The sequence below is a fragment of the Vibrio sp. 1401 genome (assembly GCF_033340295.1).
Window position 1 is genome coordinate 7282 of the sequence record NZ_JAWOWF010000016.1, and the last position, 21720, is coordinate 29001.

Here is a 21720-nt window from a genome sequence, read left to right on the forward strand (position 1 = left end):
GATGTTATCCATCTTTCAGTGATTCATAAGCACATCTCTGGCGACGTGTTTTTCCCTTCAGTTCCACAGAGTTTCAAACAAACATTTGAGCAAAGTTTCAGTTCAAATATTGATTACACGTACCAAATTTGGGCAAAGGGCTAACAAACTGTTTAAGAGGGATTCACAACGCGTGGCATTTTTACTATGCGTTGGTTTTAGTGGTTAAGGCGGTATGCGGAAGCTTCGGTATTGCGTTGCTCACCCCTTAACAGGGCGTTATAGCAAAGGAGATAAACGTTGAGTAAGTCAATATTAATAGGTTCGTTAGTGATAGGAGCTGCTGTTTTAGCTAGTCCATTTATATTTGATAAGGTAAAAACAGAGCAGCTAAAAGCTGAGAGGCAGGAAACTGCCAAACAAACCGAAATCGCAGACGTTATAGGCTTAGGTAATGCTGCTGATATTTATTTGCTAGAAACTGGTAAATGTCCGGAAAAAGGGGAGGACTTACTGGGGAAAGTTATCAAAAGATTACCTCGCGATAGGTATGGCCTTGACTATATTACTAACGGTGATTGTAAGTTTGAGTCTACTAGTGGAATTAATTCAGAGAGTTATTGAATATTTGCTATAACAAACTGTTTAAGAGGGATTTGCAACGCGTGGCATTTTTACTATGCGTAGGGTTTAGTGTTTAAGGTGTTATGCGGCGACTTCGGTATTGCGTTGCTCACCCCTTAACAGGGCGTTATGGCGTAATTTTGACTTTATTTTTTTGGGAGGTTTCTTGCAGGAGTTTTTGGCTTATTTAGGTGGAGCATCAGTCATTGTTGGTTTTCTTTCATGGTTGTTTCGGCAAACGATCGAAAGAGTTCTGTCAGAGTACATTTCATCAAAAGCAAAGAGACGCAATTACGTTTTTGAGCAAATTCACGCCAGAAAGATTGAATCAATTTCAAAGCTATATGAAGCGTCAGTTCAAGCTTCTGATGCTACATCATATGTAGTAAGGATGCAGGGTGAGCTAGAAAAGGAAAGGGTGTTGAGCTTGGAATTAGACGTTAAGAAGTTCGCCGAACAATACAGACTTGCTAAGCTTTGGCTCTCTGATGATGTTTGCAATCTTGTAGACCAACTTCTTGACCAGCATTCAGCCTTTTATCAAGTTGTTAGAGGTTATCAGCTCAAGCAAAGTGGTTTAGGTAAAACACTCGATTCTAATATGCTTGATCTATGGACTCGTGCGGATAACGAACTTCCCTTGATCCAGTCGAAATTATGTGAGGCTTTCAAAGCGGAGTTGGCTAAGATTTCGCCATAACAAACGCTTCAAGAGGGACTATGGCATCATTTAAGACGAATTCCCAACGTTTGGGATTTTTATCAAAAAAATGGTAGTCATTATTGGTTATATGTTAAATGGCCCACTTTGATGCTCAAAACGCCGCTCAGAGCGCCCAGAACGCGCGTAGTGGCGATTTTCATACCTAACCCGAGCGGATGTAAGACTAAAACGCTTTGTAAGTTTGTGACGCTTTGAGAGCGATTTACAGGGCAAAAATGGCACTATTCGTTTGAAACAAAAAACGCCCTCTACGGGGCGTTTTCCTATGTTTCTAAAGATGCAACATGGAGTTCATCTGTTGGTGCAAGATCCGGATAACAAATATATCGAACTCTCGAATTCGATAAAAAATAGCGTGCTTCTGATGATCATGCCGACGTACTCCAGAACGAAGTTCGGAGCAATCCCTACCAATGAATGGCGCCTCAGACAATGTTTGTAAGCACTGCTCCATTTCATCGGTGTAGTGTTCTGCTTGGTCTTCGCCAAAATTTAGAAAGGTATATTCATAGATGTCGCCGAAATCGTCTGCTGCTTTCTGAGAAAGTTTATACATGCAGACGAGCCTTTCTTCTTTCTGCTACTTCCTTTAAGGACAGGGAGCATTCTCCGCTCGCTTCTCCCTCATCAAGAGCTTTTCGCAGTAAGTCTTGTTGATTCTCTTGTTGTTCGAGTAGTCGCAATGCACTTCTCATCACTTCACTTGTTGAGCCGTAACGACCTGTTGCGATCATTTTTTCAATAAAGCCATCGAGCGATTCGCCAATGGTGACACTTGTTGTTCTACCCATAAAGCCACCTGTGTGAATTATTAACACAATTAGTATACAGCAAGTGATGGGTTTACTTTCTCTTTTTCGCAAGCTGCTTATCGCACCATGCGCTTATCTGCGGAGAGTAAAGCGCGAAAACACTAATCAACAATGAAATACCAATGATCACAAATAGGCCATTCATAAGAACCACCTTCCAATAACATACCTACTCATAAGACTACCACGCCTTTGAGTTTTCCAAACTGAACATCCCCACACCAGGAAATCGGCGAAGCCGTTTTCCTGGTGTGGGGATGCGACAAGCGCAGCGCGTCAGTTCGGAGCCAAATGTTCGTTGTGAACATTCATCTTTCATCACGCTGTCACTTAATACCCCTATCAAATTTACTCAGCGTCCCTCCCTGTTTGCTCGCTTCGCGTTGCAAATTCAGGAGAGACCCTTCGCAAATTTCGCGAGCCTACTCGCGCTATGTAGAATTTAAAAATTCCACATAGCGCGAGATTTAATGAGCTTTCGTATGATTTCACGCAACAAAAAGCCTGCAACAAAAACAATATTTGCATTTAGATCAGAGGAAGCGCAAAATGAAAATTCACAACCACCCACTTATCCCAATTTGGGATATAAATTTGACCTCGTTGGGTGAGGTCTACGTTGCATTCAGAGCACCGTCCGGTCAGAGAACCGAGTTAATTTTGCTCTAAGTCTGTGGAGTGTACGGCTTAGTTAACTCCGTACTCGCTGGTAATAATTGTTGAGCCAGTGACGCATCTCAAAGTAGCGAAATCATAAATCAACAACGCACTCCATCTGCGGAAATGGACGTTTTAGGTGTGAACAGTCAGCCTACTTTTTCGTTAAAAAGTCAAAATGGCGAACGGCATCTTAGCCGTCTCACTATCATCACGATGATAGCCGAGCTAGTTCTTACGCACACATCGAGATTTTTATGAGCTTTGATCCCATCGCAGCGACCGAAGCTGCCAAAAAGACCCGTGCATTACGCAAGGGAAAAAACTACAAAAAACGCACCTCCAAACTTGAGCCATTTCGTTCTGAAATCGCCAAAATGTACAAAACTGGCGCATCTCTAGAGCTAATCTCTTTGCACCTGCATACTGTGCATAATCAGTATGCAGCACGCAGCACTATCCTTCGTTACCTCCATACGATCGGAGTAACACGCAATGGCTAGAGGACACTTTGCGAAATCTGAAGCTCAAGCCGCCTCTGTGATGAAGGAATTGCAGGGTAAAGGCAACATCATAGAATCGGTTGGAACAGCTAGAAATTACGAACAAGCACTGAAAACTTGTTGCGATTATTTGAAAGAGTTCAAGCTTGGCTCTCTAAGAGAACTAACCCCAGAACAAGCAAAAAACTACATAGAGTTACGCGCTCACGAATGTAAACAAAGCACAATCGACATGGATCGTCAGGCAATACAAACAATGATGCAGCATGTCACACATAAGTTAGAACCCAATCAAACACTATACCCACCCAAAGAGCTTCCTACATCTAAAAAAGAAACTATTGAAAACTCTCGTTCTTACACGCCAGAACAGGTCAATGCGATCATTCAGCATCAAACCGAGCAACACGCACTCTCCACACAACTTTGTCATGAATCAGGTCTACGCGCTCACGAGCTGCTCTCCCTACGACCTTCTGGTGAAGTGAATCCAAGCCCACGGGACGTACACCCAAATAAATTTGCCCACCTCCCCAATGAGTCAAAAGCCTACACAGTTAACGGGAAAGGCGGTCTTATTCGTGAAGTGCAAATCCCCAACCATTTAGCAGAAAAGTTAGAAGAACGCAGACTCGATATGCCGCAGCAAATATCGGACAGAGGTGTGAATTACGAATCGCACTACAACATAGCCGGTGGACACAAATTCTCTGATGCGTTCAGCAAAGCGAGTTCTCGCGCTCTGGGCTATTCAAACGGTGCTCACGGCCTACGCCACAGCTACGCTCAAAATCGTTATGAACAATTGGCGAATCACTTTGAACGTATCGATGTCATGACGATCATTTCTCAAGAGCTAGGGCATTTTCGCCCCGATATAACAGAGGTGTACCTACGATGATTTGGGGATTTTTAACCGTCATAGTCGTGGGATTGGTATTGCTTTTTGCAGCACCATTTCTTGATTTTCTAACCCCCGATAGCACGATTTGGCTAATTGATACATCCAACTCGATGAAACCTGTTTTGCTCGCAAAGGGCTCAGAAACACTCTGGTTTCAGTGGCAATCATGGAGTTACATTTTCATATTCTGTTTAGTCACAGCTTTAATTTTAGGAGTAATGTTCAACACTTTTCGCACGTTCTCAGATGCATCTCTGATAGAAGCGAAACAAAAATTAGCTCAAAAATCAGAAGAGTTGGAGAAATTCAAACAGCAATACCGACAACAGATGGAGCAAGATGTACTACGCGCACACTCACAAAAGGCAGAACAACTAAACCGCAGAGAACGCGAACTCGACACGATTCAAAATCAGGCAGCACGTCAACAAACAGAATCAAGTGAACGATTAAAATTAGCGAATCATGCAATACGCAGGCAGCACAAAGAAACAATGAGCAAACTAGGACAGCGTGATCGGTTGAGTAATGAGAAAAGGCTTATTGCTGAATATCTTAAACATGCAGGTTTAACACTGGATGATGAACCACTGGATTATACAAAGTTAAAGCAATTAGCTAGTAGCTTTGAAAAACGTCACAGTAATCAAAAGGGAGAATAACTTCCCCCGTACCCTCCTCTAAAAATCAAAGATTTTTCCTTAGGGCATTGCCCACCGAAAAGAACTTAAAGGGCTGTTTGAGGAGCTCACGCTCTTTTGTGGACAAGCCCAAAAGGGCAATAAGGTTGCCGCACAAGGCGGCGCTCTCAGCCCTTTCGGCTGCGCCGACCCCTACCCATTTTCGACTCGTTTTGAGTGAATCTGAGCATTGTCTGTGGTCGCTTTCCGTGGAGTTTTTTCTCGTACCCTTTCGGGCTGCCCTGCGCTGTGTGTAAAGGCTTTCGCCCCCCGTCCGAGTCACACAACACTAATCAGTTATTCCTTTTCCGCTTGTCCCCGTCTAGCAGCTACAACAGGGCGGTTTTATCGTGCTTTCGCAAGTTCTGATTAGTGCCTTTACCTGCCACCTATCGGACTTCCCTTGGTCGGTGGCTGATGCGCGTCGCTCTGTCCAAAACATCTTGATCCAAACAGAGTGCAGGAATACTTGAAGTGCTTTAACGATATGGGCTATCATGAAAGGACTTACACAGGCCGTCAAACCATAGTAAGTATTCCGAAAAAAACCGCCCGGCAAGGCGGTTTTTTCACATCTGGAGAAAGAGATTAATCCCAAAAGCGTTTGATCTCAATGCTGATCTTCCAAGTCTGGCAATTCTCCACAAAAAAGCCTCCCGGATGGGAGGCTTTTTTGTTTCTGGTGTTCGTGTAGAACAATGCGATTCTATTTTTCAGTTCGCACTGAGTGCCGTTACGTTAAATCACTTCCTCTAAATTAAACCACGTATCACCGTTTAACTTACTCCGACACCTCACAATTGATTGATACTAAATTGAATGCATTAGTGAAAGGCGGCATTATTCTCGGATAAAGACGGCTTAAAGCCATCTAATAAGCGTTATGTGTTTTTCTTGTAAGCGCCGTAATTGAACAAAACTTTTTTCTAGCCATGCGGCGTGGGTAGATCAAAAATCAGCGCCTTAGAGCGTCAATTTGGCGCCTTATTTTTGTGATTTTAAGTGGTTGCAAGTTGCTGTTTTTAAGGTGTTTATTTTTCTTGAGAACTGGTTGGTAAATGTTAGTCTTCGACTCAAATAAAAAGAGGGCTACAAAATGGATAAAACAGACCAGTTATATGTACAAGCTGACTTTTCACATCAAGACTTGAGTGGTCAGTATTTTAAAAATTGCAAATTTTTCTGCTGTTCCTTTAAACGGGCAAACCTCCGCGATACACAATTTGTAGATTGTTCTTTCATTGAACGAGGAGAATTAGAGGGGTGTGATTTTTCTTACTCGGATCTTAGAGACGCATCTTTTAAAAACTGCAGTCTTTCAATGTCGTATTTCAAAGGTGCAAATTGTTTTGGTATCGAGTTCAGAGAGTGCGATTTAAAGGGGGCAAATTTTGCTCAAGCTAGCTTCATGAATCAGGTATCGAACAGAATGTATTTTTGTTCAGCCTATATAACAGGTTGTAATCTGTCATACGCAAATTTTGAAAGGCAGTGTATCGAAAAGTGTGATTTGTTTGAGAATAGATGGATTGGTGCAAATTTGAGTGGGACATCATTTAAAGAGTCTGATTTAAGTCGGGGAGTATTTTCTGAAGGGTGCTGGAGCCAGTGTAGGTTGCAAGGTTGTGATTTGAGCCACTCGGAGCTGTATGGTTTAGACCCCCGGAAAGTTGACCTTACAGGTGTAAAAATCTGTTCGTGGCAACAAGAACAACTTTTAGAGCAATTAGGTTTAATAGTAGTACCTGACTAAATTTGATGGTTTGAACACACACATAACAAACGCCTCAAGAGGGACTGTCAACGCGTGGCGTTCCCAGTCCCAATGAGCTGTGGTGGTTACGGTTGTAAATTTAAGCCGTGCGGTAGCGTTGCCAGCCCCTTAGGCGGGCGTTAGCCCTCAGGAGGAAAAATGAAAATATCCATTATGGCAGCAGTTTCTGAGAATGGAGTAATTGGCTCTGGATTGGATATACCTTGGCATGTACAAGGTGAGCAGCTCCTGTTCAAAGCTATGACTTACAATCATTGGCTTTTAGTCGGTCGTAAAACTTTCGACTCAATGGGTAAACTTCCCAATAGGAAATATGCTGTGGTTACTCGCTCAGAAATGGTCTCGAATGATCCAGATGTTATTTATTTCACCAGCATTGAATCGGCATTATCTTACTTAGACAATACGACAACACATGTCTTTGTTTCTGGTGGTGGTGAAATTTACAAAGCATTAATCGAACAAGCAGATGTTATCCATCTTTCAGTGATTCATAAGCACATCTCTGGCGACGTGTTTTTCCCTTCAGTTCCACAGAGTTTCAAGCAAACATTTGAGCAAAGTTTCAGTTCAAATATTGATTACACGTACCAAATTTGGACAAAGGGCTAACAAATTGTTCAAGAGGGATTCGCAACGCGTGGCATTTTTACTATGCGTTAGTTTTAGTGTTTAAGGTGGTATGCGGCGGCATCGGTATTGCGTTACTCACCCCTTAACAAGGCGTTATGTTTTATGAGGATTTCATGGGGTTAAGTGATTTTCAGAAGAAAGTGTTTGAAATGTCATCTCGTACGAAGGGACATTCGGGTTTTGCAGCTAAATCTAGCATTCGTTATGTCGAACGGGCTTTTGAACTAGCGAGAACAATGCCTGAAGTGGCAGCGTTTTTAGCTATCACTGCTGAAGAGGAGGCTGCAACAGCTTTATTTATTGCTATTAAAAGTAAAGGATATCTTCGTTCTAATGAACTAAGGATGCATGATCATAAGCATAAGGGTGGCCTTTACCCATTTTTAACTCTCCTAGGCGTTGCATTGAAAGTAAGTGAAATTCCATATCAGCTAGTTGTAGAAAGCTGTAATGGTCGAGATATACTTAAGACTCAGTTACAGATCGGCGACTTTAGTTTCCAACCAGAGCCACCACTTAGCCAGGTTAATGTGGACGCTTCAGGCAATGCTAAAGATTACCTGCACGAAGTGCGTGCGGTTGCATCTGAGCGAGGAATTACGTCAATATTTCAATACATTAAAGATACTGCTAACAAAAGGAATTTATTGTTATATGCATCCGCGACTAATTTGCCTAGTGTCGAAAATATTCAGTCAGAGCTTCAGAGACATATCGGCGCAACGATACTGATCCACATAATCTATCTTTTGATTGCTCAGCATGGTAAGCAGAATTTGGTTGAAGAGTGTCTGGATGTATACTTGAAGGTTCAGCATAATCTTGAAAATAAAACATAACAAAGCGTTAAAGAGGGATTCGTGCCGCGTGGCATTTTTGGTATGCGGTGATTTTGGTGGTGAAAGTGGTCTGCGGAAAGCTGGTTTAGGCGGCACTCACCCCTTAACGCGGCGTTAGCTGCACTTGCCAGAATTGGCGCTTATGTATAGGATTATTAGTGACTTGTGGTTACTCGAAAGGTAATCGCCCATTACGCAGGTGAAACTGCAACATCAAGTGAAATTGAGGTTAATATGCATACATCTTACTCTACACTATTTACAACGATCTACGACGAAACTGCTCCTATCGGAAACCTTGGTCGCGGAACTCACTATTCAATATTACGCTCTACAGAAAGTTGTAACTCATTATTAGACGATCTTAATCACTTCCAAATTCATGATTTCGCTGTTATTTGGGATGAAGATCATGACACAAGAATTATCAATATAATTGAGAAGTTATATCTTTCTAAGTTGTTATCTCCCGTTGTGTTTATCGGGGAACGTAAAGGTGGTGTAACTGCCATCGTTGAAAAAGAATTTTATTATTCTAGTGGTTCGTGCGCTTATTTTCGTTCTAGGTTAATCGATATAGCAAAGGATTCCAATGATCCTTGGTGCGTAGAAGTTGGTTACTATGATCGTGAAACTGATTCAGTCTGTGTATCTAGTGAAGTCATTATCAATGCTCCAAGAAAGCAAGTATCCACATACCTTAACAATATCGATAATCTTTGGAAATTGGGGCTTAAGGAACACACTGTGACTTGCAGCTAACAAACGCTTCAAGAGGGACAGCCAACGCGTGGCATTTTTACTATGCGTTGGTTTTGGTTGATTACGGTGTTATGCGGTAAGTTAGTAGTGGCGTTGGCTGCCCCTTAAGCGGGCGTTATGCTTCAGTTTGTAAATCGGAGTACGAATGGAGAATTTATTTGTAGGTTTAGTTGGTGTTTTATTAGGCCATTACATGACTATCAGGCTTGCGACTAAGAAAGCTAATTTGCAGGAAAGAGCTTTCTACTTTGAGCTTGAAATATTACTAGATAAATACAAAGTTGACTTGTCGCATAAATACGATGATTTTATTAATCCTGTCAAAGATAAATATATAGTAGGAGTGCCTGTTATTGATATGTCTTTGATTAATGCTCTTATGGTCGAGTTAGCAGGCACTGAAAAGGTCCTAAACCAAGAGATTAGAAAGCTGATTATTCATACAAGCAAGTTTTCAGAGGACTTGCTTGTTAGTGCAAAAGAGAGAGAAAGTTATAACAAAGTAAACTCGCAGAACACGGAGGAATTCTCAAGGTTAACAAAAAAAATGTTAATCGAAGAGGTTCAATTAGTCTTTTATCTATATAAGCTAATCAGAGATAAAGACCAATTTATCTTTGGTGAATACAAATTACTAGAAATGGCGAAAGTTGCGTGTAATGTGGCTGATATTGGTTTTGATATGAAAATTTGGCAAAAAATCATGCCAAGTAGCACTGATGGCTAAGAAGCATAACAAGTGTTTAAGGTTTCAAGATACTTTATCTAATCTCAGATAAGCGCGTTAGAGTCATTAATCTAACGCGTTTATGTCCAAAAGTTTGCTAGAGATTGAACAAACTTTGTCATTTCCACAGTGCTTCTGGTAACAATGCACCTTAAAAATGATCAAACTTTAACTTTTGCATCCTGTCGCTGATATTGAACTAGCAAGGGAGTATTACGTCAGGTCTAGACGCCCAGTAATTTCAGAGAGCCCAGTAGCTATTGAGGATTTGGCTGACAATAATCCAATCCAGAACCAAGAAACTAAAGAAGACTTGCTAACCGAAAAAAACAAGCGCAAGGTAATATTGGATTGAGACAGGATGCACATTGTTCTGTCGATACAGTTCACCTAAACATTGATGATTTTTCTCGCGGCCCTTTGAGGCCGTTTTTTTATCTGTAATTGTTATGTTAGTACCACGATATGACATTGCAGTATCATAAAGTGAGTGTTAGAATCTTTCACATGTGAAAGTGGCGATGTTTCGTCACTAGGAATCTCATTTGCAATCGGAGAGCGAGGTAAACATGGCAAAAGCTATCGCCTATGCCAATCAGAAGGGAGGCGTGGGTAAAAGTACTATCTGTATCCAGCAAGCCTTCGATTTGGCAGAAAAAAAGAAAAAAGTCCTGGTACTGGATTTCGATGGTCAGGGTAATACATCTTCACGTTTGGCTCCTCGTGTGGAGTTGGAAGATGGCAGCTACGAGCCAGTATATAGCGGTACTAAAGTAGCTGAATTGTTCCTTGATAACTGCTCAAGCATTCAAGTAACGGAGTGTCCATGTGGTGTTGATTTGATTTACACGCCCAAAAACGATCCGGATTTGTTTGAGATGGAGGCAGTGCCATTGGAACAAGCAATGAACCCAGCTCGACACTTAAAAGAACTAATCAAAGACTATGATTACGTGTTGATTGATTGCCCACCGAGTCTTGGCCGTAAGCTGGTTGCTGCACTGATGATTGCGACGCATGTTGTATGTCCTGTAAAACTATCTGGCTTTGCGGTTGATGGTGTAGAGGGCTTGCTGACGACCATTATCGGTGTTCAGCAACAGCACAATCAAAACTTAGAAATCCTGGGCATTGTCATCAATGATATGGATCGTTCAGTGAACCACAACAAATCGTTTACTGAGCTGAAAAAAGCTATCCCAGAGTTGATCTTTAGTAACATTATTCAACACCGTCCACCGCTTGATTCTGCAACTACAGATGGAGTTCCAGTATGGTCTCTTCGCTATGGTCATGTAGCAGCAAAAGAAGTGCGAGCGGTGCTGGACGAGATTGTAGAGAAGGTAGGTTAAGATGAAACTAAATAACCTAAAAAACCTCAACCAGTTAGCTCAAGCCGCCCAAAAAAAGCAGCCAGATGGTAAGGTAATTCTGACGGTTCCTGTTGATGAAGTTATTTCAAAAGAACAGGTTCGTAAACGGTTCCGTAATATCGAGGAACTGGGTGATTCAATTTTGGAAGAAGGCCAGCAATCCGCGATTGTGGTCTACCCGAAAAATGAAGACGGCAAATATGTCATTCAAAAAGGCGAACGTCGCTGGAGAGCATGTAAAGCCAAAGATATTCCAACAATTGACATCGTTGTTAACGAAAAAGAACAAACGGACTTGGACGAAACAGCGGGAGAATTGATAGAGAATATTCAGCGCGATGATTTGGCTGCACTTGAAATTGCTAATGCTTTACAAGTATTCATTGATAATGGGTGGCAGCAAAAAGACGTTGCAAAACGTATCGGTAAGAACACAATTTTTGTTTCAACGCACCTTTCATTATTAAAAATGCCTGACTGCGTTCGAGAATTATACGATAATGACATTACAGCTGATACGGAAACACTCAATAACTTACGTTTGCTATTCGAACTGAATGAAGAGCGATGCCGGGCTGTCTGTGCCGTTGCTATGAGTGATGGCATGACACGTAAGCAAAGTCGTGAGTTGTTGAATGATGCAAAACGTATCAAGAATGGTGATGAACCAACTTCAAATGAAGATGGTGCAGTAACCAATAACTCTGAGCAGGATAATAATTCGAATTCTGACTCAGAATTGGGTGAAGAGAAGGGTGGCAACTTTACACAAAGTGATGTGGAAAGTTCTGATGATACAACGGGCGATAATGTTGTTCATCAAGCTACGGGAGAGGAATTTACTTCTGATGATGCTTCATCTCAAGGCGATACAAACGCGCCGGGTGATAAGCAGGTTGATGAAAGTGATGATGCAACCGATGATGCCGAAGAAGAAGGCATTGAACCTCCTCTTGCAAAAGGTAAAGACTGGAAAGGGGCTGACCCACGTAAGTTAGTCATCACCGTGAATATTATCGGTGAGAGTGAAAATAAGCGTGGTGTACTGATGACAGATCGTATTGCTACTGAACCAAATGTGGTTTGGGTTAAGACTCTTGTTGGTGAGAAAAAGGAAGTAAAGCCAATAAAAGTAGCGGTGACTGACATCGAGCTCGTAAGCGTTGAGTAAGGTAAGTATGGAATGAAGTTATCTCAGGATATGAGTCGCAAGTTTGAACTGGTAAATGCGCTGTCTAAGTTAGATAAGCCCAGCTTGCACGATCTCCATTCAGAGACCAAGATTCCTGAGTCCACTATTAAACGCCAACTGGCGATGCTTCGTGATGAGTTTGATATGAAAATTATATTCATCCGTGAATCGAGGGGAGAGCGAGGAGCTACAGGCTACTATATGATAACGGACTGGGGTATTTTGGACCGTGAGAAGTTCATCTTGCGGCACGGAAAGCTCTGATTGTAATATCCAACCTCAAATTAGCCCTGGCATTGCGCCGGGGCTTTTTTATGCCTGTAGACTTTTAAAATTTTATAAGCATTATAAAGTGATGCTGTAATATTGAGGAGGTAGCTCCTTTAGTTTTTTGGAGGTCTCAAATGAAAGTTCTTCATCTCCCTGTGAAAGCTCTGTATTTCAGACAAATGCAAACCGGGGAAAAGAAGTATGAATATCGTCTTCAAACGGATTACTGGCGGAAACGTCTGGAGGGTCGCGAGTATGATGAGGTGCATATCAAGCTTGGCTATCCAAAATCTGGGGATACCGAGAAGATTTTAGTTCGACCGTGGAAAGGTTTTGAGGAGATGGTTATTACTCACCCTCATTTTGGTGATGCTCCCGTTAGCGTGTTCGCAATCAAGGTCAATGAGTAATAGGAGATGTACTGATAATGGATTCAGAATTGAAGCAAGAAAGCAAATTTTACCGGGACTTTGAAGATAAGTTGCTACACGTTATAGCAAAAGCCCATGTGATAAACCTGAGCTGTATGAGCAAAGGTGAAGCAATGCGACTGGTTGCTCATTTAGAAAACCTAAACCCTGAAAAATATCCAGAATTTTATGGGGTTAGCAAGTCGCTAATAAACGTTACGAGTTCAAATCTGATTGTTACATTGAACAACACTATTCAAAAAATGAGTTCAAGTCTGTCTGCGCGATTGGCTTTGATCAATCCTGAAAATACCCGCTAGTTTGTACAGAAAAGGGCAATTACTCCCATTGGTATATAGCGTAGGTAGGGGCATGATTGCCCTTGTATCTAAAAAAGTAGCGAGGCTCCGATAATGAATGAGCAAAAGAACCGGGCATTCTGTGAGCAGATGGCTGCGGCAACGGTAGAGCTTGGGACACAAGAGGCACTCTTGTATGGCTAGGTACATGATAGCCATCGCACACGATCAGGGAATCTCATTACAGTTTGAGTGCGATCTTGGTTCTTTAGAAGTCCAACCAAATGAAATACTGATAAAACACTAAAAATTACAGGAGTTGGCTATGAGCAATGCACTGAGAGTTATTACAAAACAACTTTCAAAAGAGTCTGATCCCGCGTTCTTAGAGTTTACAGCTCGGATAGTTGAATCTATTGAATTGGTTTTAGGTTATGAACCAACAGTTGAGAAAGTACGCGACTTGTTGGGAAACAAGAAAAAAACCGTAGCCTTGTTGAATTCTAGTCACAATGAGTCCGTTGTTAAGTTAGCTCTGGAGATCTCACAGTACGACGATAGCCACTACGACACATTACTTTCGGCAGGTATGTCTGCTTTAAACCGATACTTGTCAAAGAATAGCGGTTCTGTTTCTGGTTGTATGTTCATGCCTGGAGATATCACTGCGAAAGAGTTGGCCGAACGATTTAACGGAGAATGGATGTTCTTTAGCGATGATAAGAAGCTTTCACTTACTACAGGAGAAATGTCGTGACGGAACAAAACGAAATGGTGGCATTAGATGGCTATAAATTGCATTCCAAAGTAAAGCGCTTTTTTATTTACGTGTTTATAGCTATGGCTGCCCTGAACTTTATTCAGTTGATTACCAATTTTTACTTACCAGAAAAGCTCTTAATTATCGCAAATGGATTCGCATTAATTTGTGCTGTTTTGAGCGTTATTGATAAGGCCCACTTGTGGGAAAAAACAAGCAGTGATGGGGAAGGCCAGTGAATCGACGTAGACTGTATTTTTTGATAGCGTTCTTGGGTTCGTTGGCATTAGTCAGTGCAAAATTGAAATGGCCTGGGTTCATTGTTGGTGGTATGAGTATTGGTTTTGCTCTTCGATGGTTTCTCATCCACCAGCCTCTCAATCAAGATTCTCGCCCGTTAGAACGAATCGTAACGATCTCTGGAATAGGGCTTTTCATGGTTTTGTCCGGTGGCCTTTTTCATCTGGGGGATAATCCTGCCTTTATCGACCTTATGTTTATGTGGGGGTGTGCATCCTCGGGAGTTGCCTTAGCTGAACTGGTTAATGTGAGAAATCCGGATCGAAGTGAGGGAACTCGAAGTGAGCACTAAGATATACAATGGGTTAATTCTGCGCAATACAACGTTAGAGCAGGCACTAACCAAATTATGCTCCTTGCGCTCTGGTTGCGTTGATACGGCCAAAAAAGCCATCGCAAAACTGGGAGCTAGAAAGCTTGCATTTGATGCAGATATCTCGGCAAACGTAACCATGCTCCAAAAGGATAGAAGCTGCCAAACTCTGTCAGATCTGAGAACTATGTTTATCGAGGAAAAGCATAAAGTTTTGGTGGACGGTATTCGTAGTACGGATTGGGACTTCACTTTTAATGTCTGCTTAATTCCCTGGGGACAACATACATTAGGTTTGTACTACGTTGAAAACGATATTGGGTATCGCCAATCCTTAATCGACGTTGGATTTCAAGATTATCATTACCAAAACTCGACAGATAAACCTAACGATGTGACTGATTCAGAATGGAGACAAAGAGAACTCGCTTGGGAATCAGTGTTACCTGGTTGGACAAGACCAATAGAACGCGGTTTGTCTTACAGCGTGGTTGATTGGGATGATTACCAGAGTGCTGTTCATAGTAAAAGTCTGATCCAAGAAAACATCCCTTCACAAAGCATTAGACGCAAGCGAGTGGCGGTAAGTTTGACAGAGCTGGAGTTGACAGCGAGTTTTCCTACTTCATCTGCGTTTGAAATTGTTGAAAAAACCAGAGAGCTATATCCGGATAGAATTGATGACGTATTGCTCGGTGATGTAACGGTAGTACGTTTCTAAAATAGGGGGGGGGGAGTAATGCTGGATTTTTTCTTTATAGGCCCATTAGTCATTGGTTTGGTTTGTTGGTTTAAAGCCCCAAATGAGGAATGGGAGTCACTCGCTAAAGATTTTTCAAAGCGCTGGGCGTTAAGCCTTATAGCTATGATCGCTGCTGCCGCGTTGGGAGGAATAACGATGCCAAATGGACCAGAAAGTAGTGAGTCAGCATGGCTCATATTTGTTGGAATCATTTGGTTTGTATGCATTGTTACGATGCTTTGGGTTGCCCTAACCACACTAATGCAAGCGATTAAATTGAAGAAACAATAATAAGGAACCGAGTATGGCTCACGTAGATCAATATATTGAAGATTGGTTAATGGTGTTCAGAGCTGCGGGTATAAGCGATGAAGTTGCCCAGGAGGAATTTGGCTTGTGGTGTGAAGGGCTCGATGGCGAAATTAGCAATGAGTACACCCAAAACGCACTATCTGTCATCAACGCAGCTGAACAGGCAATTGAAGAACTACAAGGAATTGCTGGGTGAGAAGAAAGCGTTCAAACTGGGTATCCGTAAGTCATTTAAGCGCCTATGCCGCTGATCCATCTAAATTTTGCCAGCACAGAGGACAAGCATACAACTCCGAGGCTGCAAACGCTGGATTAAAGGCTCACGCCCAAGCAGGAAGTGGTAACAGTCTTTTACCGTGGTTAGTGATTATTGTTGTAGCCATATTGGTTGCTATTAACTGGGATTTGTTATGACTGGGGAACTAGTGTTTTTGCTGGTGGCGTCAATCGGCCTATTGATGGTTATTCTCAGAGGGCTGTCCATAAAGAGGCAGTTCCATATGCCTTGGTACTGTATCGTGCTGGGGGCTGATATAGGCGGTTGGAAAAAGCCTTGGTTTATTAAACGCCGAGGAGTCTGCGGAGCCCCTGATGCAGTATTTTTTGATCCATTGCGTTTTAGATACATTGCAGGAGAATTTAAAAGCAGAGCGTTCAATGGGCGAATAACAATCCGTGAAAAGTACCAGCTCACACTTTATACCGGGTTAATTCAGCGATTCTGGCTACCTCAAGCACAGGGTGTCATAGCCTATGGTTGTGGGCGAGTATTGAAGCTGGACTATGATAAGACACTTTTTAAAAAGCTTATGGCTCTTCGAGGCGAAGTCAAATCTGCCAGAAAAAATTGGAGGCCAGTCGATCACAGACCGTTGTATAAGCGATAGACAAAACTTTTTTACAGGGTTAATATATGATTCTGTAATCTGGCTGAGAGGTCAATGTTATGGCATATAACCCAAACAGTGATGAGGTGTGGGGTAAAGAACTAAGGGTGTATAGTTCGATGAGTGAAGCTGACTACCACCGAGTTCTCCAGCAAGGCGCTTTTGCTTATCAAAGTGGAACGCCATACGCAGAAAACCCGCACAATGATCACGAGTCGAAAGCAGCATGGATTGAAGGCTGGCAACTCGCAGCATTTCATGAACGGATGTCTACCACTCGAACCGTGCAATAAGTTTAATTTGATAAACCAGTGCCTGACAGTGTTCGTCGGCACCTTAATAAAGCGTTATTTTATGAAAAAGTTCCTAAATGTTTTCCAGTTGCCTACTGGATATCAAGTACGTATTGGTAAAAAAACAAAGTCTTTCAATGCCGGAGTATCTAGTGATAACGCGCTTAATTCAGCGTTATCCTTTCGCCTGGATATGTATAAACAGGGGGTCTTACCCGCTAATTGGAATGTTGGTTATTTTGAGCCCAATGCTATCAAGATTATTGATCAGGATAAGCAGAAACGTTCACGTTGCACCATCCGAACAAAGACAGATCGGAAGCCCACACACATAGAGGCATATTGGTCAAAGTTCAAAAACCTAGCCGAAGCGCATTCCTTTTTGAAGCGCGAATACAGCAAATGGTGTAGAGAGCACAATGCAATAGCTAAGCTGTATAACCAAAAGCGCAATGAGATTCTGTTCATCTCGGCCCAGAAAGAGAAAGAACAAAAAATATCAATCCTAAGTGATGGCATTAAGTTTGATGCGAAGCTTTGGAACGAGTGTGTGGCCGAATATGAAGGAGTGATGCCTGTTCCTAATACAATCTCTGATCATGTCCAGGTAGAGGCTTATAGTGACAGTGGTGAGAAGGATATCGACCTTAGCCACCATTTCGCTGTTAATGTATCTGATCAATTGGAGCCATACCAGTCTTCCGAAGTTCTCCATGAACTATTGGACCCGGTATACGATATCCTACATGTTGATAACCATGCTGCATTAAAACTAATGCCAGAAGTAAAATGTAGCTACAAAGCTATGCGTGAGAAGTTACGCAAGATTAAGCCAAACCGTAATGTAAAGGGTGCGATTTGTGCTCCATTTTCTATTGAGACAAAGCTTAAATCATCGTTCCTCGATTTTGCCATACCAGCGTACTGGGATGGACTTCCTTTAAACCCATCCAAAACAATCGTTAATCTAGCCAGTCATAATGGGATCATTCAGGCTGCAAGTCTTTTAGCGACAGCTTCATTTATGTTTATGGGCTACATGCAAAAGCAGCGTATGTTGCAATCGGATGAGAATATAGAACTAGAATTTCCTGTGTTCGAAATCAGTGAAAAGATGCTGAATTCTGCAATTGACTCTATCTACCAAGCGCTTCTATTACAAATGGGACGGAAGGCACTGAACTCGATGGGTAAGTGCGAAGAACGATTAAATCTGTGGCATGACGTTGATGTCTGTGACGTCTACGACGATCAGTTTGGAACTGCTGTCCAGATGGGGCAATGGCAGTGCTTTATGCCCCGAAGCAACAACGCGACGTTGCGTAAACTTCAACTATTGGTGCTGGTGGCAAAAATTGAGCATAACCTAGAAGAAGGCTTTGTTCGTCGTCAACTGTCGAAAAGTGGTATCGGAATTACACCCGTTGATAAATTGAAAGATAAGTACAGCCATATTTCTCATGATTCAATTGAGCGATTTGAACAACTCCGGGATCAGCTCTATGTATCCTCAAAGAAATTCTACCCCTTAGTTAACATGAGTTCTTTGCAAACCCCCAAACCTGATCAAGTGTTTATGGCAAGATGCCGTCATTGCGGCCATGTTCCGAATAAAACCATGCGCAAAAAAGATGGGGTCTGGTTTGGAGCAATCCAGTGCCCCAACCATTTAGACGAAGCGGTATCCGGTGAAAGGGAATATGAAGCCGAACTTCATGAATTAGTGATTGAGTGGCAGAAACGTAACCTGAAAAACTTTGATTTTTCTAAGACATATATGTGGGACCTTTCCAGAAAATCATTCTCTACTGAGCTTGGACCTTTCCTCGATGAAGTAAAGCGTCGTCTTTCCGATATGGTTGAGTACAACAGTCTCGCAATATCACTTCCAAAAGAGATCGTAAAGGACAGGCCAGGGAAAAACTTTGCGAAGCGTATCTATGCGAATTATCTCTGGGCGTGTTTTTTCTATGATGCTTATCAAATCAAACTTTCAGAACTAAAGAAGGAGACCGCACGATGAAATCAGGTCTTGAACGGTTGAAGGAAATAGTGACACAAAGTGCGTTTTATCGTTCTCCGAATTATTCCGTAAACGTTAGCTTTAAAGACTTATTCAAACCCGTTGGTGGTTTGCTTGCCTACAATAGCTTGGTGCAAGAGCTAACAGAGGAGATAGCTTTATCTCCTTATGAGATACTTGAAAAGTTAACCCCTGAGTTTCAGCGTTCCAATCAGAAGTGGACGAAAAACATGCAGCAATGTTTCGTTGAAAACCTCTTGTGTGGATGTGAAACGAAAGTACAGCTTTATGATGTGAAAGGCAGGGGGGGAGAGCTGGATGATTCCCTTATCTTAGATGGGTTACAGAGGCTTACCGCTATTGCGGCGTTTCATTCTGGTGAATTCGCTGTATTTGATGAACTGTATTGGGAAGACTTAAAATCTGGAGGTATTTTCCCAAGGTTGAATTTGATCGTGAACATCTACCAGTTTGATTCTGATATTGAGGCATGTCGTTTTTACATTCAGATGAATAAAGGAATTACCCATTCTGAGGCTGATTTAGAAACTGCATATTGCTTTATGCGCAAGCACGGTGAAAAAGTCTAGGTAGTCATTATGGTGTGCATTTTAAGGTCTAAACGGATTGAGTCATCTCGTCAGATATCACTTTGTGGAAAAGTTGTATCTGGTAACGGAGCTCATTATAGGAACATCACCGCTGCGAAGAACGGAGCTCAGCCAGTATGCAAAGACTGTTTAAATTCGCTGGGAATGACAAGATATTAATTGCGGCCAACTAAGAAAAAGAAGCCTAAAGTTAAACCAAAAATGGCAAAGAAGGTTTCTAGGAAGGTGCATGAGTCCTCTGCGAGACAGCCAAAGTTCAATAGACAGGATGTGTTAGATAACAAGGAACTGTTTATTGGGTGTGCAATGGTTATGTTAGAACAGCAGGAAAGGTTAGAACAGTTCCTTGAGAATAACGCTAATGCCCAAATTGCACTTGATTACTACTATTACGGGCAAACAGCTAGAATGACTGCTGAAAAGTACAAATCGACGCAGGTCAGCATTCCAAATAGAGCCAGAACGGGTCTAATTACGTTTAGTGAAGAAATTGAATGCAACCCATTAGATTGGGCATCATGGCCCGTACAATCTCTCTGGGAGCTAAAGAGAACGTTATTAAGTATTGCTGTTGAAGCTGTGCCAGAACAGTTAAACAACTAAGAGGAAAAATCATGCACCAGGAAGTAGATCCAAAAGGGCTAACGTGGCCTATTAAACCGTCAATTGTTGTTGATTGATGATTTGGTTGCATGCAGGTACAGTTAATGTGTGCTTATCACCAGAGATCCCACCAGCAGTTTTTTCGCTCAAACAATGTTTTGAAAACGTGCCTTTCAAAAATGAATCTCAAAAAGGCTGGGCTAAGGTGCTTCGTGAAATCGCTGACAACTTAGAACAGAATGACCAATAATAATACCTAGTGGGGTTAGTATGTTGGATTTTGCAGGGATTTGAAAATAAGTACTTTGAAAAGCTTGTTGTTAAAAAAAATATTTTTTCTAATGTCTAATATATATAAAAACTAGGGAGGCTGTTTAGCCCCCCTTGAAATTACAAAATCTAAACAGCAAAAGATTGTTTTACTAGTTCAATGATCTTATCACCAGCATATTGGGTTTTAAACTCAACTTTTATATCTTTACTAATTTGGTTGAACAGCTCTTTAGCGTGTTCAATTTTTCGTTCTTCTTCTTTGCGAAGATTATCTTTTCCATCAACATTTTTCGTCTCAATGATGAAGTTTAGGTAATCACCCGAGTCAGTTTTAACTACATAAGCAAAGTCAGGTGAATAGGAGTAACCTCCAGAAACAGGTATCTTGATTGAGTTTTTAGGTATTTTGGTAGGCTTTGTTGCGTAATTCAGCGGAACTAAATCCAGAACCTACGATCTGATTAGCTACATTCACTTCCTCTCGTAGCCCTATGCCTAAACCTCGTTATAAAACAACCAACTGGAAGCAATACAATCAATCACTCATTAACCGTGGCTCTCTGACCTTTTGGATTGATGAAGAGGCGATAAGCGGTTGGGCGCAAAGCAAACAGAATAAGCGCGGGAGGCCACGTCGGTTCAGTGATTTAGCTATTACGACAGCACTCATGGTGAAACGAGTTTTTTCTATGCCGCTGAGAGCGCTGCAAGGATTTATCGACTCGATATTTAGGTTAACCCATGTACCGCTAAGTTGTCCGCATTACACCTGCATCAGTCGTAGAGCCAAACAAGTAGAGGTCTCATTTAAGACTAAAACGAGAGGAGCGATACAACACCTAGCCATTGATGCAACTGGCCTTAAGGTTTATGGCGAAGGTGAATGGAAAGTCAAAAAACACGGGACGGATGGCAAGCGGAGAGTCTGGCGAAAGCTTCATATTGCCGTCGACACAAACACTCATGAGATCATTGCCGCCGAACTAAGTTTATCAACGGTTACAGATGGCGAAGTACTCCCGAACTTACTGAAACAAACACGCCGAAGTATCCTTGAGGTGTCTGGTGATGGCGCTTATGACACAAGAGCGTGTCACACTGCTATTAAGATTAAGGGAGCCATTGCGCTTGTTCCCCCACGAGAAGGGGCAGCCTTCTGGGAGCGTGGTCATCCTCGAAATCTCGCCGTGGGTTGCCAGAAGTTATACGGCTCAAATAAGTATTGGAAAGAGCGGTATGGATACCACAAACGTTCACTCTCAGAAACAGCGATGTATCGAGTTAAACAGTTGCTAGGAGGGAAACTGAGCTTAAGGAATTACAATGCCCAGGTGGGTGAATCTTACGCGATGATAAAAGCGTTGAACAAGCTTACTAGGTTAGGTATGCCTGAAACTTGTCGTATTGACTAAGAAATACGCGAAACGGGGTTGCTCTATCT

At 42.0% G+C, this 21720-nt stretch carries 29 protein-coding genes and 1 pseudogene; 27 read left to right on the plus strand and 3 right to left on the minus strand.

Annotation, left to right across the window (positions count from 1 at the left end; genetic code table 11):
- From R7Z77_RS28905 to R7Z77_RS10310, 3 genes and pseudogenes are all read left to right on the plus strand, one after another.
- Window positions 1-144, plus strand: a pseudogene (locus tag R7Z77_RS28905) (DfrA family trimethoprim-resistant dihydrofolate reductase); the annotation flags it as partial.
- Window positions 145-279: 135 nt separating this feature from the next.
- Complete coding sequence (locus R7Z77_RS10305) at window positions 280-603, plus strand: hypothetical protein (protein WP_000045524.1); 324 nt, start codon at window positions 280-282, stop codon at window positions 601-603.
- 166 nt (window positions 604-769) lie between these two features.
- Window positions 770-1303, plus strand: coding sequence for a hypothetical protein (locus R7Z77_RS10310; RefSeq protein WP_225481809.1), 534 nt, complete (start codon window positions 770-772; stop codon window positions 1301-1303).
- A gap of 295 nt (window positions 1304-1598) precedes the next feature.
- Here R7Z77_RS10310 and R7Z77_RS10315 read toward each other — a convergent pair whose 3' ends face one another.
- Window positions 1599-1883: a type II toxin-antitoxin system RelE/ParE family toxin gene (locus R7Z77_RS10315; protein ID WP_005398363.1), complete on the minus strand. Its 285-nt coding sequence runs from the start codon at window positions 1881-1883 to the stop codon at window positions 1599-1601.
- On the minus strand, window positions 1876-2118 hold the full coding sequence (locus tag R7Z77_RS10320) for a type II toxin-antitoxin system ParD family antitoxin (protein ID WP_005398365.1): 243 nt from the start codon (window positions 2116-2118) through the stop codon (window positions 1876-1878). The genes R7Z77_RS10315 and R7Z77_RS10320 overlap by 8 nt, the downstream gene beginning before the upstream one ends.
- Window positions 2119-3053: 935 nt before the next feature.
- On the opposite strand from R7Z77_RS10320, the gene R7Z77_RS10325 reads away from it, so the two are divergent.
- The 23 genes from R7Z77_RS10325 (at window position 3054) to R7Z77_RS10440 (ending at window position 20006) form a co-directional block, all read left to right on the plus strand.
- The gene (locus R7Z77_RS10325; RefSeq protein ID WP_225497210.1) at window positions 3054-3299 is read left to right on the plus strand and encodes a hypothetical protein; all 246 of its coding nucleotides are present in this window, start codon (window positions 3054-3056) and stop codon (window positions 3297-3299) included.
- Window positions 3292-4200, plus strand: coding sequence for a site-specific integrase (locus tag R7Z77_RS10330; RefSeq protein WP_318136652.1), 909 nt, complete (start codon window positions 3292-3294; stop codon window positions 4198-4200). The genes R7Z77_RS10325 and R7Z77_RS10330 overlap by 8 nt, the downstream gene beginning before the upstream one ends.
- Window positions 4197-4865 (plus strand): hypothetical protein, encoded by a 669-nt coding sequence (locus R7Z77_RS10335; protein ID WP_169696972.1) that lies wholly within the window; start codon window positions 4197-4199, stop codon window positions 4863-4865. The genes R7Z77_RS10330 and R7Z77_RS10335 overlap by 4 nt, the downstream gene beginning before the upstream one ends.
- Before the next feature lie 1114 nt (window positions 4866-5979).
- Window positions 5980-6636: a quinolone resistance pentapeptide repeat protein QnrVC7 gene (locus R7Z77_RS10340; RefSeq protein WP_063866460.1), complete on the plus strand. Its 657-nt coding sequence runs from the start codon at window positions 5980-5982 to the stop codon at window positions 6634-6636.
- Between the two features lie 159 nt (window positions 6637-6795).
- Window positions 6796-7269 carry a trimethoprim-resistant dihydrofolate reductase DfrA31 gene (gene dfrA31 / locus R7Z77_RS10345; RefSeq protein WP_276406829.1) on the plus strand — a complete coding sequence of 158 codons (474 nt, stop codon included), beginning with the start codon at window positions 6796-6798 and terminating at the stop codon, window positions 7267-7269.
- Window positions 7270-7403: 134 nt separating this feature from the next.
- Entirely contained in the window at window positions 7404-8129 is a 726-nt protein-coding gene (locus R7Z77_RS10350; protein ID WP_159066178.1) for a hypothetical protein, read from the plus strand.
- A 165-nt stretch (window positions 8130-8294) separates the two neighbouring features.
- Window positions 8295-8891, plus strand: coding sequence for a hypothetical protein (locus tag R7Z77_RS10360; RefSeq protein WP_101905920.1), 597 nt, complete (start codon window positions 8295-8297; stop codon window positions 8889-8891).
- A gap of 145 nt (window positions 8892-9036) precedes the next feature.
- Complete coding sequence (locus R7Z77_RS10365) at window positions 9037-9618, plus strand: hypothetical protein (protein WP_101905921.1); 582 nt, start codon at window positions 9037-9039, stop codon at window positions 9616-9618.
- A 569-nt stretch (window positions 9619-10187) separates the two neighbouring features.
- Complete coding sequence (locus R7Z77_RS10370; protein WP_041154764.1) at window positions 10188-10970, plus strand: ParA family protein; 783 nt, start codon at window positions 10188-10190, stop codon at window positions 10968-10970.
- A 1-nt stretch (window position 10971) separates the two neighbouring features.
- A complete protein-coding gene (locus R7Z77_RS10375) occupies window positions 10972-12162 on the plus strand; it encodes a ParB/RepB/Spo0J family partition protein (RefSeq protein WP_014386680.1) in 1191 nt (396 codons plus the stop codon).
- 12 nt (window positions 12163-12174) lie between these two features.
- Window positions 12175-12447 carry a helix-turn-helix domain-containing protein gene (locus R7Z77_RS10380; protein ID WP_014386681.1) on the plus strand — a complete coding sequence of 91 codons (273 nt, stop codon included), beginning with the start codon at window positions 12175-12177 and terminating at the stop codon, window positions 12445-12447.
- Window positions 12448-12587: 140 nt separating this feature from the next.
- Window positions 12588-12863, plus strand: a complete 276-nt coding sequence (locus R7Z77_RS10385; RefSeq protein ID WP_014386682.1) for a hypothetical protein — start codon at window positions 12588-12590, stop codon at window positions 12861-12863.
- A 17-nt stretch (window positions 12864-12880) separates the two neighbouring features.
- Window positions 12881-13183 (plus strand): hypothetical protein, encoded by a 303-nt coding sequence (locus R7Z77_RS10390; RefSeq protein ID WP_014386683.1) that lies wholly within the window; start codon window positions 12881-12883, stop codon window positions 13181-13183.
- A gap of 304 nt (window positions 13184-13487) precedes the next feature.
- Window positions 13488-13919 (plus strand): hypothetical protein, encoded by a 432-nt coding sequence (locus tag R7Z77_RS10395; RefSeq protein WP_046224216.1) that lies wholly within the window; start codon window positions 13488-13490, stop codon window positions 13917-13919.
- Window positions 13916-14161: a hypothetical protein gene (locus R7Z77_RS10400; protein WP_014386686.1), complete on the plus strand. Its 246-nt coding sequence runs from the start codon at window positions 13916-13918 to the stop codon at window positions 14159-14161. Before R7Z77_RS10395 ends, R7Z77_RS10400 begins: the two co-directional genes overlap by 4 nt.
- A gap of 342 nt (window positions 14162-14503) precedes the next feature.
- The gene (locus R7Z77_RS10405) at window positions 14504-15256 is read left to right on the plus strand and encodes a hypothetical protein (RefSeq protein WP_046224215.1); all 753 of its coding nucleotides are present in this window, start codon (window positions 14504-14506) and stop codon (window positions 15254-15256) included.
- 18 nt (window positions 15257-15274) lie between these two features.
- Window positions 15275-15568, plus strand: coding sequence for a hypothetical protein (locus R7Z77_RS10410; protein ID WP_032073016.1), 294 nt, complete (start codon window positions 15275-15277; stop codon window positions 15566-15568).
- Between the two features lie 13 nt (window positions 15569-15581).
- Window positions 15582-15785, plus strand: a complete 204-nt coding sequence (locus tag R7Z77_RS10415) for a hypothetical protein (RefSeq protein WP_014386690.1) — start codon at window positions 15582-15584, stop codon at window positions 15783-15785.
- A 214-nt stretch (window positions 15786-15999) separates the two neighbouring features.
- Window positions 16000-16476, plus strand: a complete 477-nt coding sequence (locus tag R7Z77_RS10420; RefSeq protein ID WP_046224213.1) for a hypothetical protein — start codon at window positions 16000-16002, stop codon at window positions 16474-16476.
- 59 nt (window positions 16477-16535) lie between these two features.
- Window positions 16536-16769: a hypothetical protein gene (locus R7Z77_RS10425; protein ID WP_014386693.1), complete on the plus strand. Its 234-nt coding sequence runs from the start codon at window positions 16536-16538 to the stop codon at window positions 16767-16769.
- A 61-nt stretch (window positions 16770-16830) separates the two neighbouring features.
- On the plus strand, window positions 16831-18792 hold the full coding sequence (locus R7Z77_RS10430) for a hypothetical protein (protein WP_014386694.1): 1962 nt from the start codon (window positions 16831-16833) through the stop codon (window positions 18790-18792).
- Window positions 18789-19382, plus strand: coding sequence for a hypothetical protein (locus R7Z77_RS10435; RefSeq protein ID WP_014386695.1), 594 nt, complete (start codon window positions 18789-18791; stop codon window positions 19380-19382). The genes R7Z77_RS10430 and R7Z77_RS10435 overlap by 4 nt, the downstream gene beginning before the upstream one ends.
- Before the next feature lie 291 nt (window positions 19383-19673).
- Window positions 19674-20006 (plus strand): hypothetical protein, encoded by a 333-nt coding sequence (locus tag R7Z77_RS10440; protein ID WP_133305456.1) that lies wholly within the window; start codon window positions 19674-19676, stop codon window positions 20004-20006.
- Between the two features lie 399 nt (window positions 20007-20405).
- Here R7Z77_RS10440 and R7Z77_RS10445 read toward each other — a convergent pair whose 3' ends face one another.
- Window positions 20406-20726: a hypothetical protein gene (locus R7Z77_RS10445; protein WP_313885153.1), complete on the minus strand. Its 321-nt coding sequence runs from the start codon at window positions 20724-20726 to the stop codon at window positions 20406-20408.
- Between the two features lie 44 nt (window positions 20727-20770).
- Between R7Z77_RS10445 and R7Z77_RS10450 the strand changes: the two genes are divergently transcribed.
- The gene (locus tag R7Z77_RS10450) at window positions 20771-21691 is read left to right on the plus strand and encodes an IS5 family transposase (RefSeq protein ID WP_159408532.1); all 921 of its coding nucleotides are present in this window, start codon (window positions 20771-20773) and stop codon (window positions 21689-21691) included.
- Window positions 21692-21720 lie beyond the last annotated feature (29 nt).

What these genes read in the sequence shown, in the direction of transcription:
- R7Z77_RS10395 (WP_046224216.1), top strand. Translation starts at nt 13,488, where the DNA reads ATGAGCAATGCACTGAGAGTTATTACAAAACAACTTTCAAAAGAGTCT.
- R7Z77_RS10340 (WP_063866460.1), top strand. Translation starts at nt 5,980, where the DNA reads ATGGATAAAACAGACCAGTTATATGTACAAGCTGACTTTTCACATCAA.
- R7Z77_RS10370 (WP_041154764.1), top strand. Translation starts at nt 10,188, where the DNA reads ATGGCAAAAGCTATCGCCTATGCCAATCAGAAGGGAGGCGTGGGTAAA.
- R7Z77_RS10450 (WP_159408532.1), top strand. Translation starts at nt 20,771, where the DNA reads ATGCCTAAACCTCGTTATAAAACAACCAACTGGAAGCAATACAATCAA.
- R7Z77_RS10420 (WP_046224213.1), top strand. Translation starts at nt 16,000, where the DNA reads ATGACTGGGGAACTAGTGTTTTTGCTGGTGGCGTCAATCGGCCTATTG.
- R7Z77_RS10430 (WP_014386694.1), top strand. Translation starts at nt 16,831, where the DNA reads ATGAAAAAGTTCCTAAATGTTTTCCAGTTGCCTACTGGATATCAAGTA.
- R7Z77_RS10425 (WP_014386693.1), top strand. Translation starts at nt 16,536, where the DNA reads ATGGCATATAACCCAAACAGTGATGAGGTGTGGGGTAAAGAACTAAGG.
- R7Z77_RS10315 (WP_005398363.1), bottom strand. Translation starts at nt 1,883, where the DNA reads ATGTATAAACTTTCTCAGAAAGCAGCAGACGATTTCGGCGACATCTAT.
- R7Z77_RS10325 (WP_225497210.1), top strand. Translation starts at nt 3,054, where the DNA reads ATGAGCTTTGATCCCATCGCAGCGACCGAAGCTGCCAAAAAGACCCGT.
- R7Z77_RS10415 (WP_014386690.1), top strand. Translation starts at nt 15,582, where the DNA reads ATGGCTCACGTAGATCAATATATTGAAGATTGGTTAATGGTGTTCAGA.
- R7Z77_RS10335 (WP_169696972.1), top strand. Translation starts at nt 4,197, where the DNA reads ATGATTTGGGGATTTTTAACCGTCATAGTCGTGGGATTGGTATTGCTT.
- R7Z77_RS10390 (WP_014386683.1), top strand. Translation starts at nt 12,881, where the DNA reads ATGGATTCAGAATTGAAGCAAGAAAGCAAATTTTACCGGGACTTTGAA.
- dfrA31 (WP_276406829.1), top strand. Translation starts at nt 6,796, where the DNA reads ATGAAAATATCCATTATGGCAGCAGTTTCTGAGAATGGAGTAATTGGC.
- R7Z77_RS10380 (WP_014386681.1), top strand. Translation starts at nt 12,175, where the DNA reads ATGAAGTTATCTCAGGATATGAGTCGCAAGTTTGAACTGGTAAATGCG.
- R7Z77_RS10350 (WP_159066178.1), top strand. Translation starts at nt 7,404, where the DNA reads ATGGGGTTAAGTGATTTTCAGAAGAAAGTGTTTGAAATGTCATCTCGT.
- R7Z77_RS10320 (WP_005398365.1), bottom strand. Translation starts at nt 2,118, where the DNA reads ATGGGTAGAACAACAAGTGTCACCATTGGCGAATCGCTCGATGGCTTT.
- R7Z77_RS10375 (WP_014386680.1), top strand. Translation starts at nt 10,972, where the DNA reads ATGAAACTAAATAACCTAAAAAACCTCAACCAGTTAGCTCAAGCCGCC.
- R7Z77_RS10410 (WP_032073016.1), top strand. Translation starts at nt 15,275, where the DNA reads ATGCTGGATTTTTTCTTTATAGGCCCATTAGTCATTGGTTTGGTTTGT.
- R7Z77_RS10385 (WP_014386682.1), top strand. Translation starts at nt 12,588, where the DNA reads ATGAAAGTTCTTCATCTCCCTGTGAAAGCTCTGTATTTCAGACAAATG.
- R7Z77_RS10365 (WP_101905921.1), top strand. Translation starts at nt 9,037, where the DNA reads ATGGAGAATTTATTTGTAGGTTTAGTTGGTGTTTTATTAGGCCATTAC.
- R7Z77_RS10435 (WP_014386695.1), top strand. Translation starts at nt 18,789, where the DNA reads ATGAAATCAGGTCTTGAACGGTTGAAGGAAATAGTGACACAAAGTGCG.
- R7Z77_RS10330 (WP_318136652.1), top strand. Translation starts at nt 3,292, where the DNA reads ATGGCTAGAGGACACTTTGCGAAATCTGAAGCTCAAGCCGCCTCTGTG.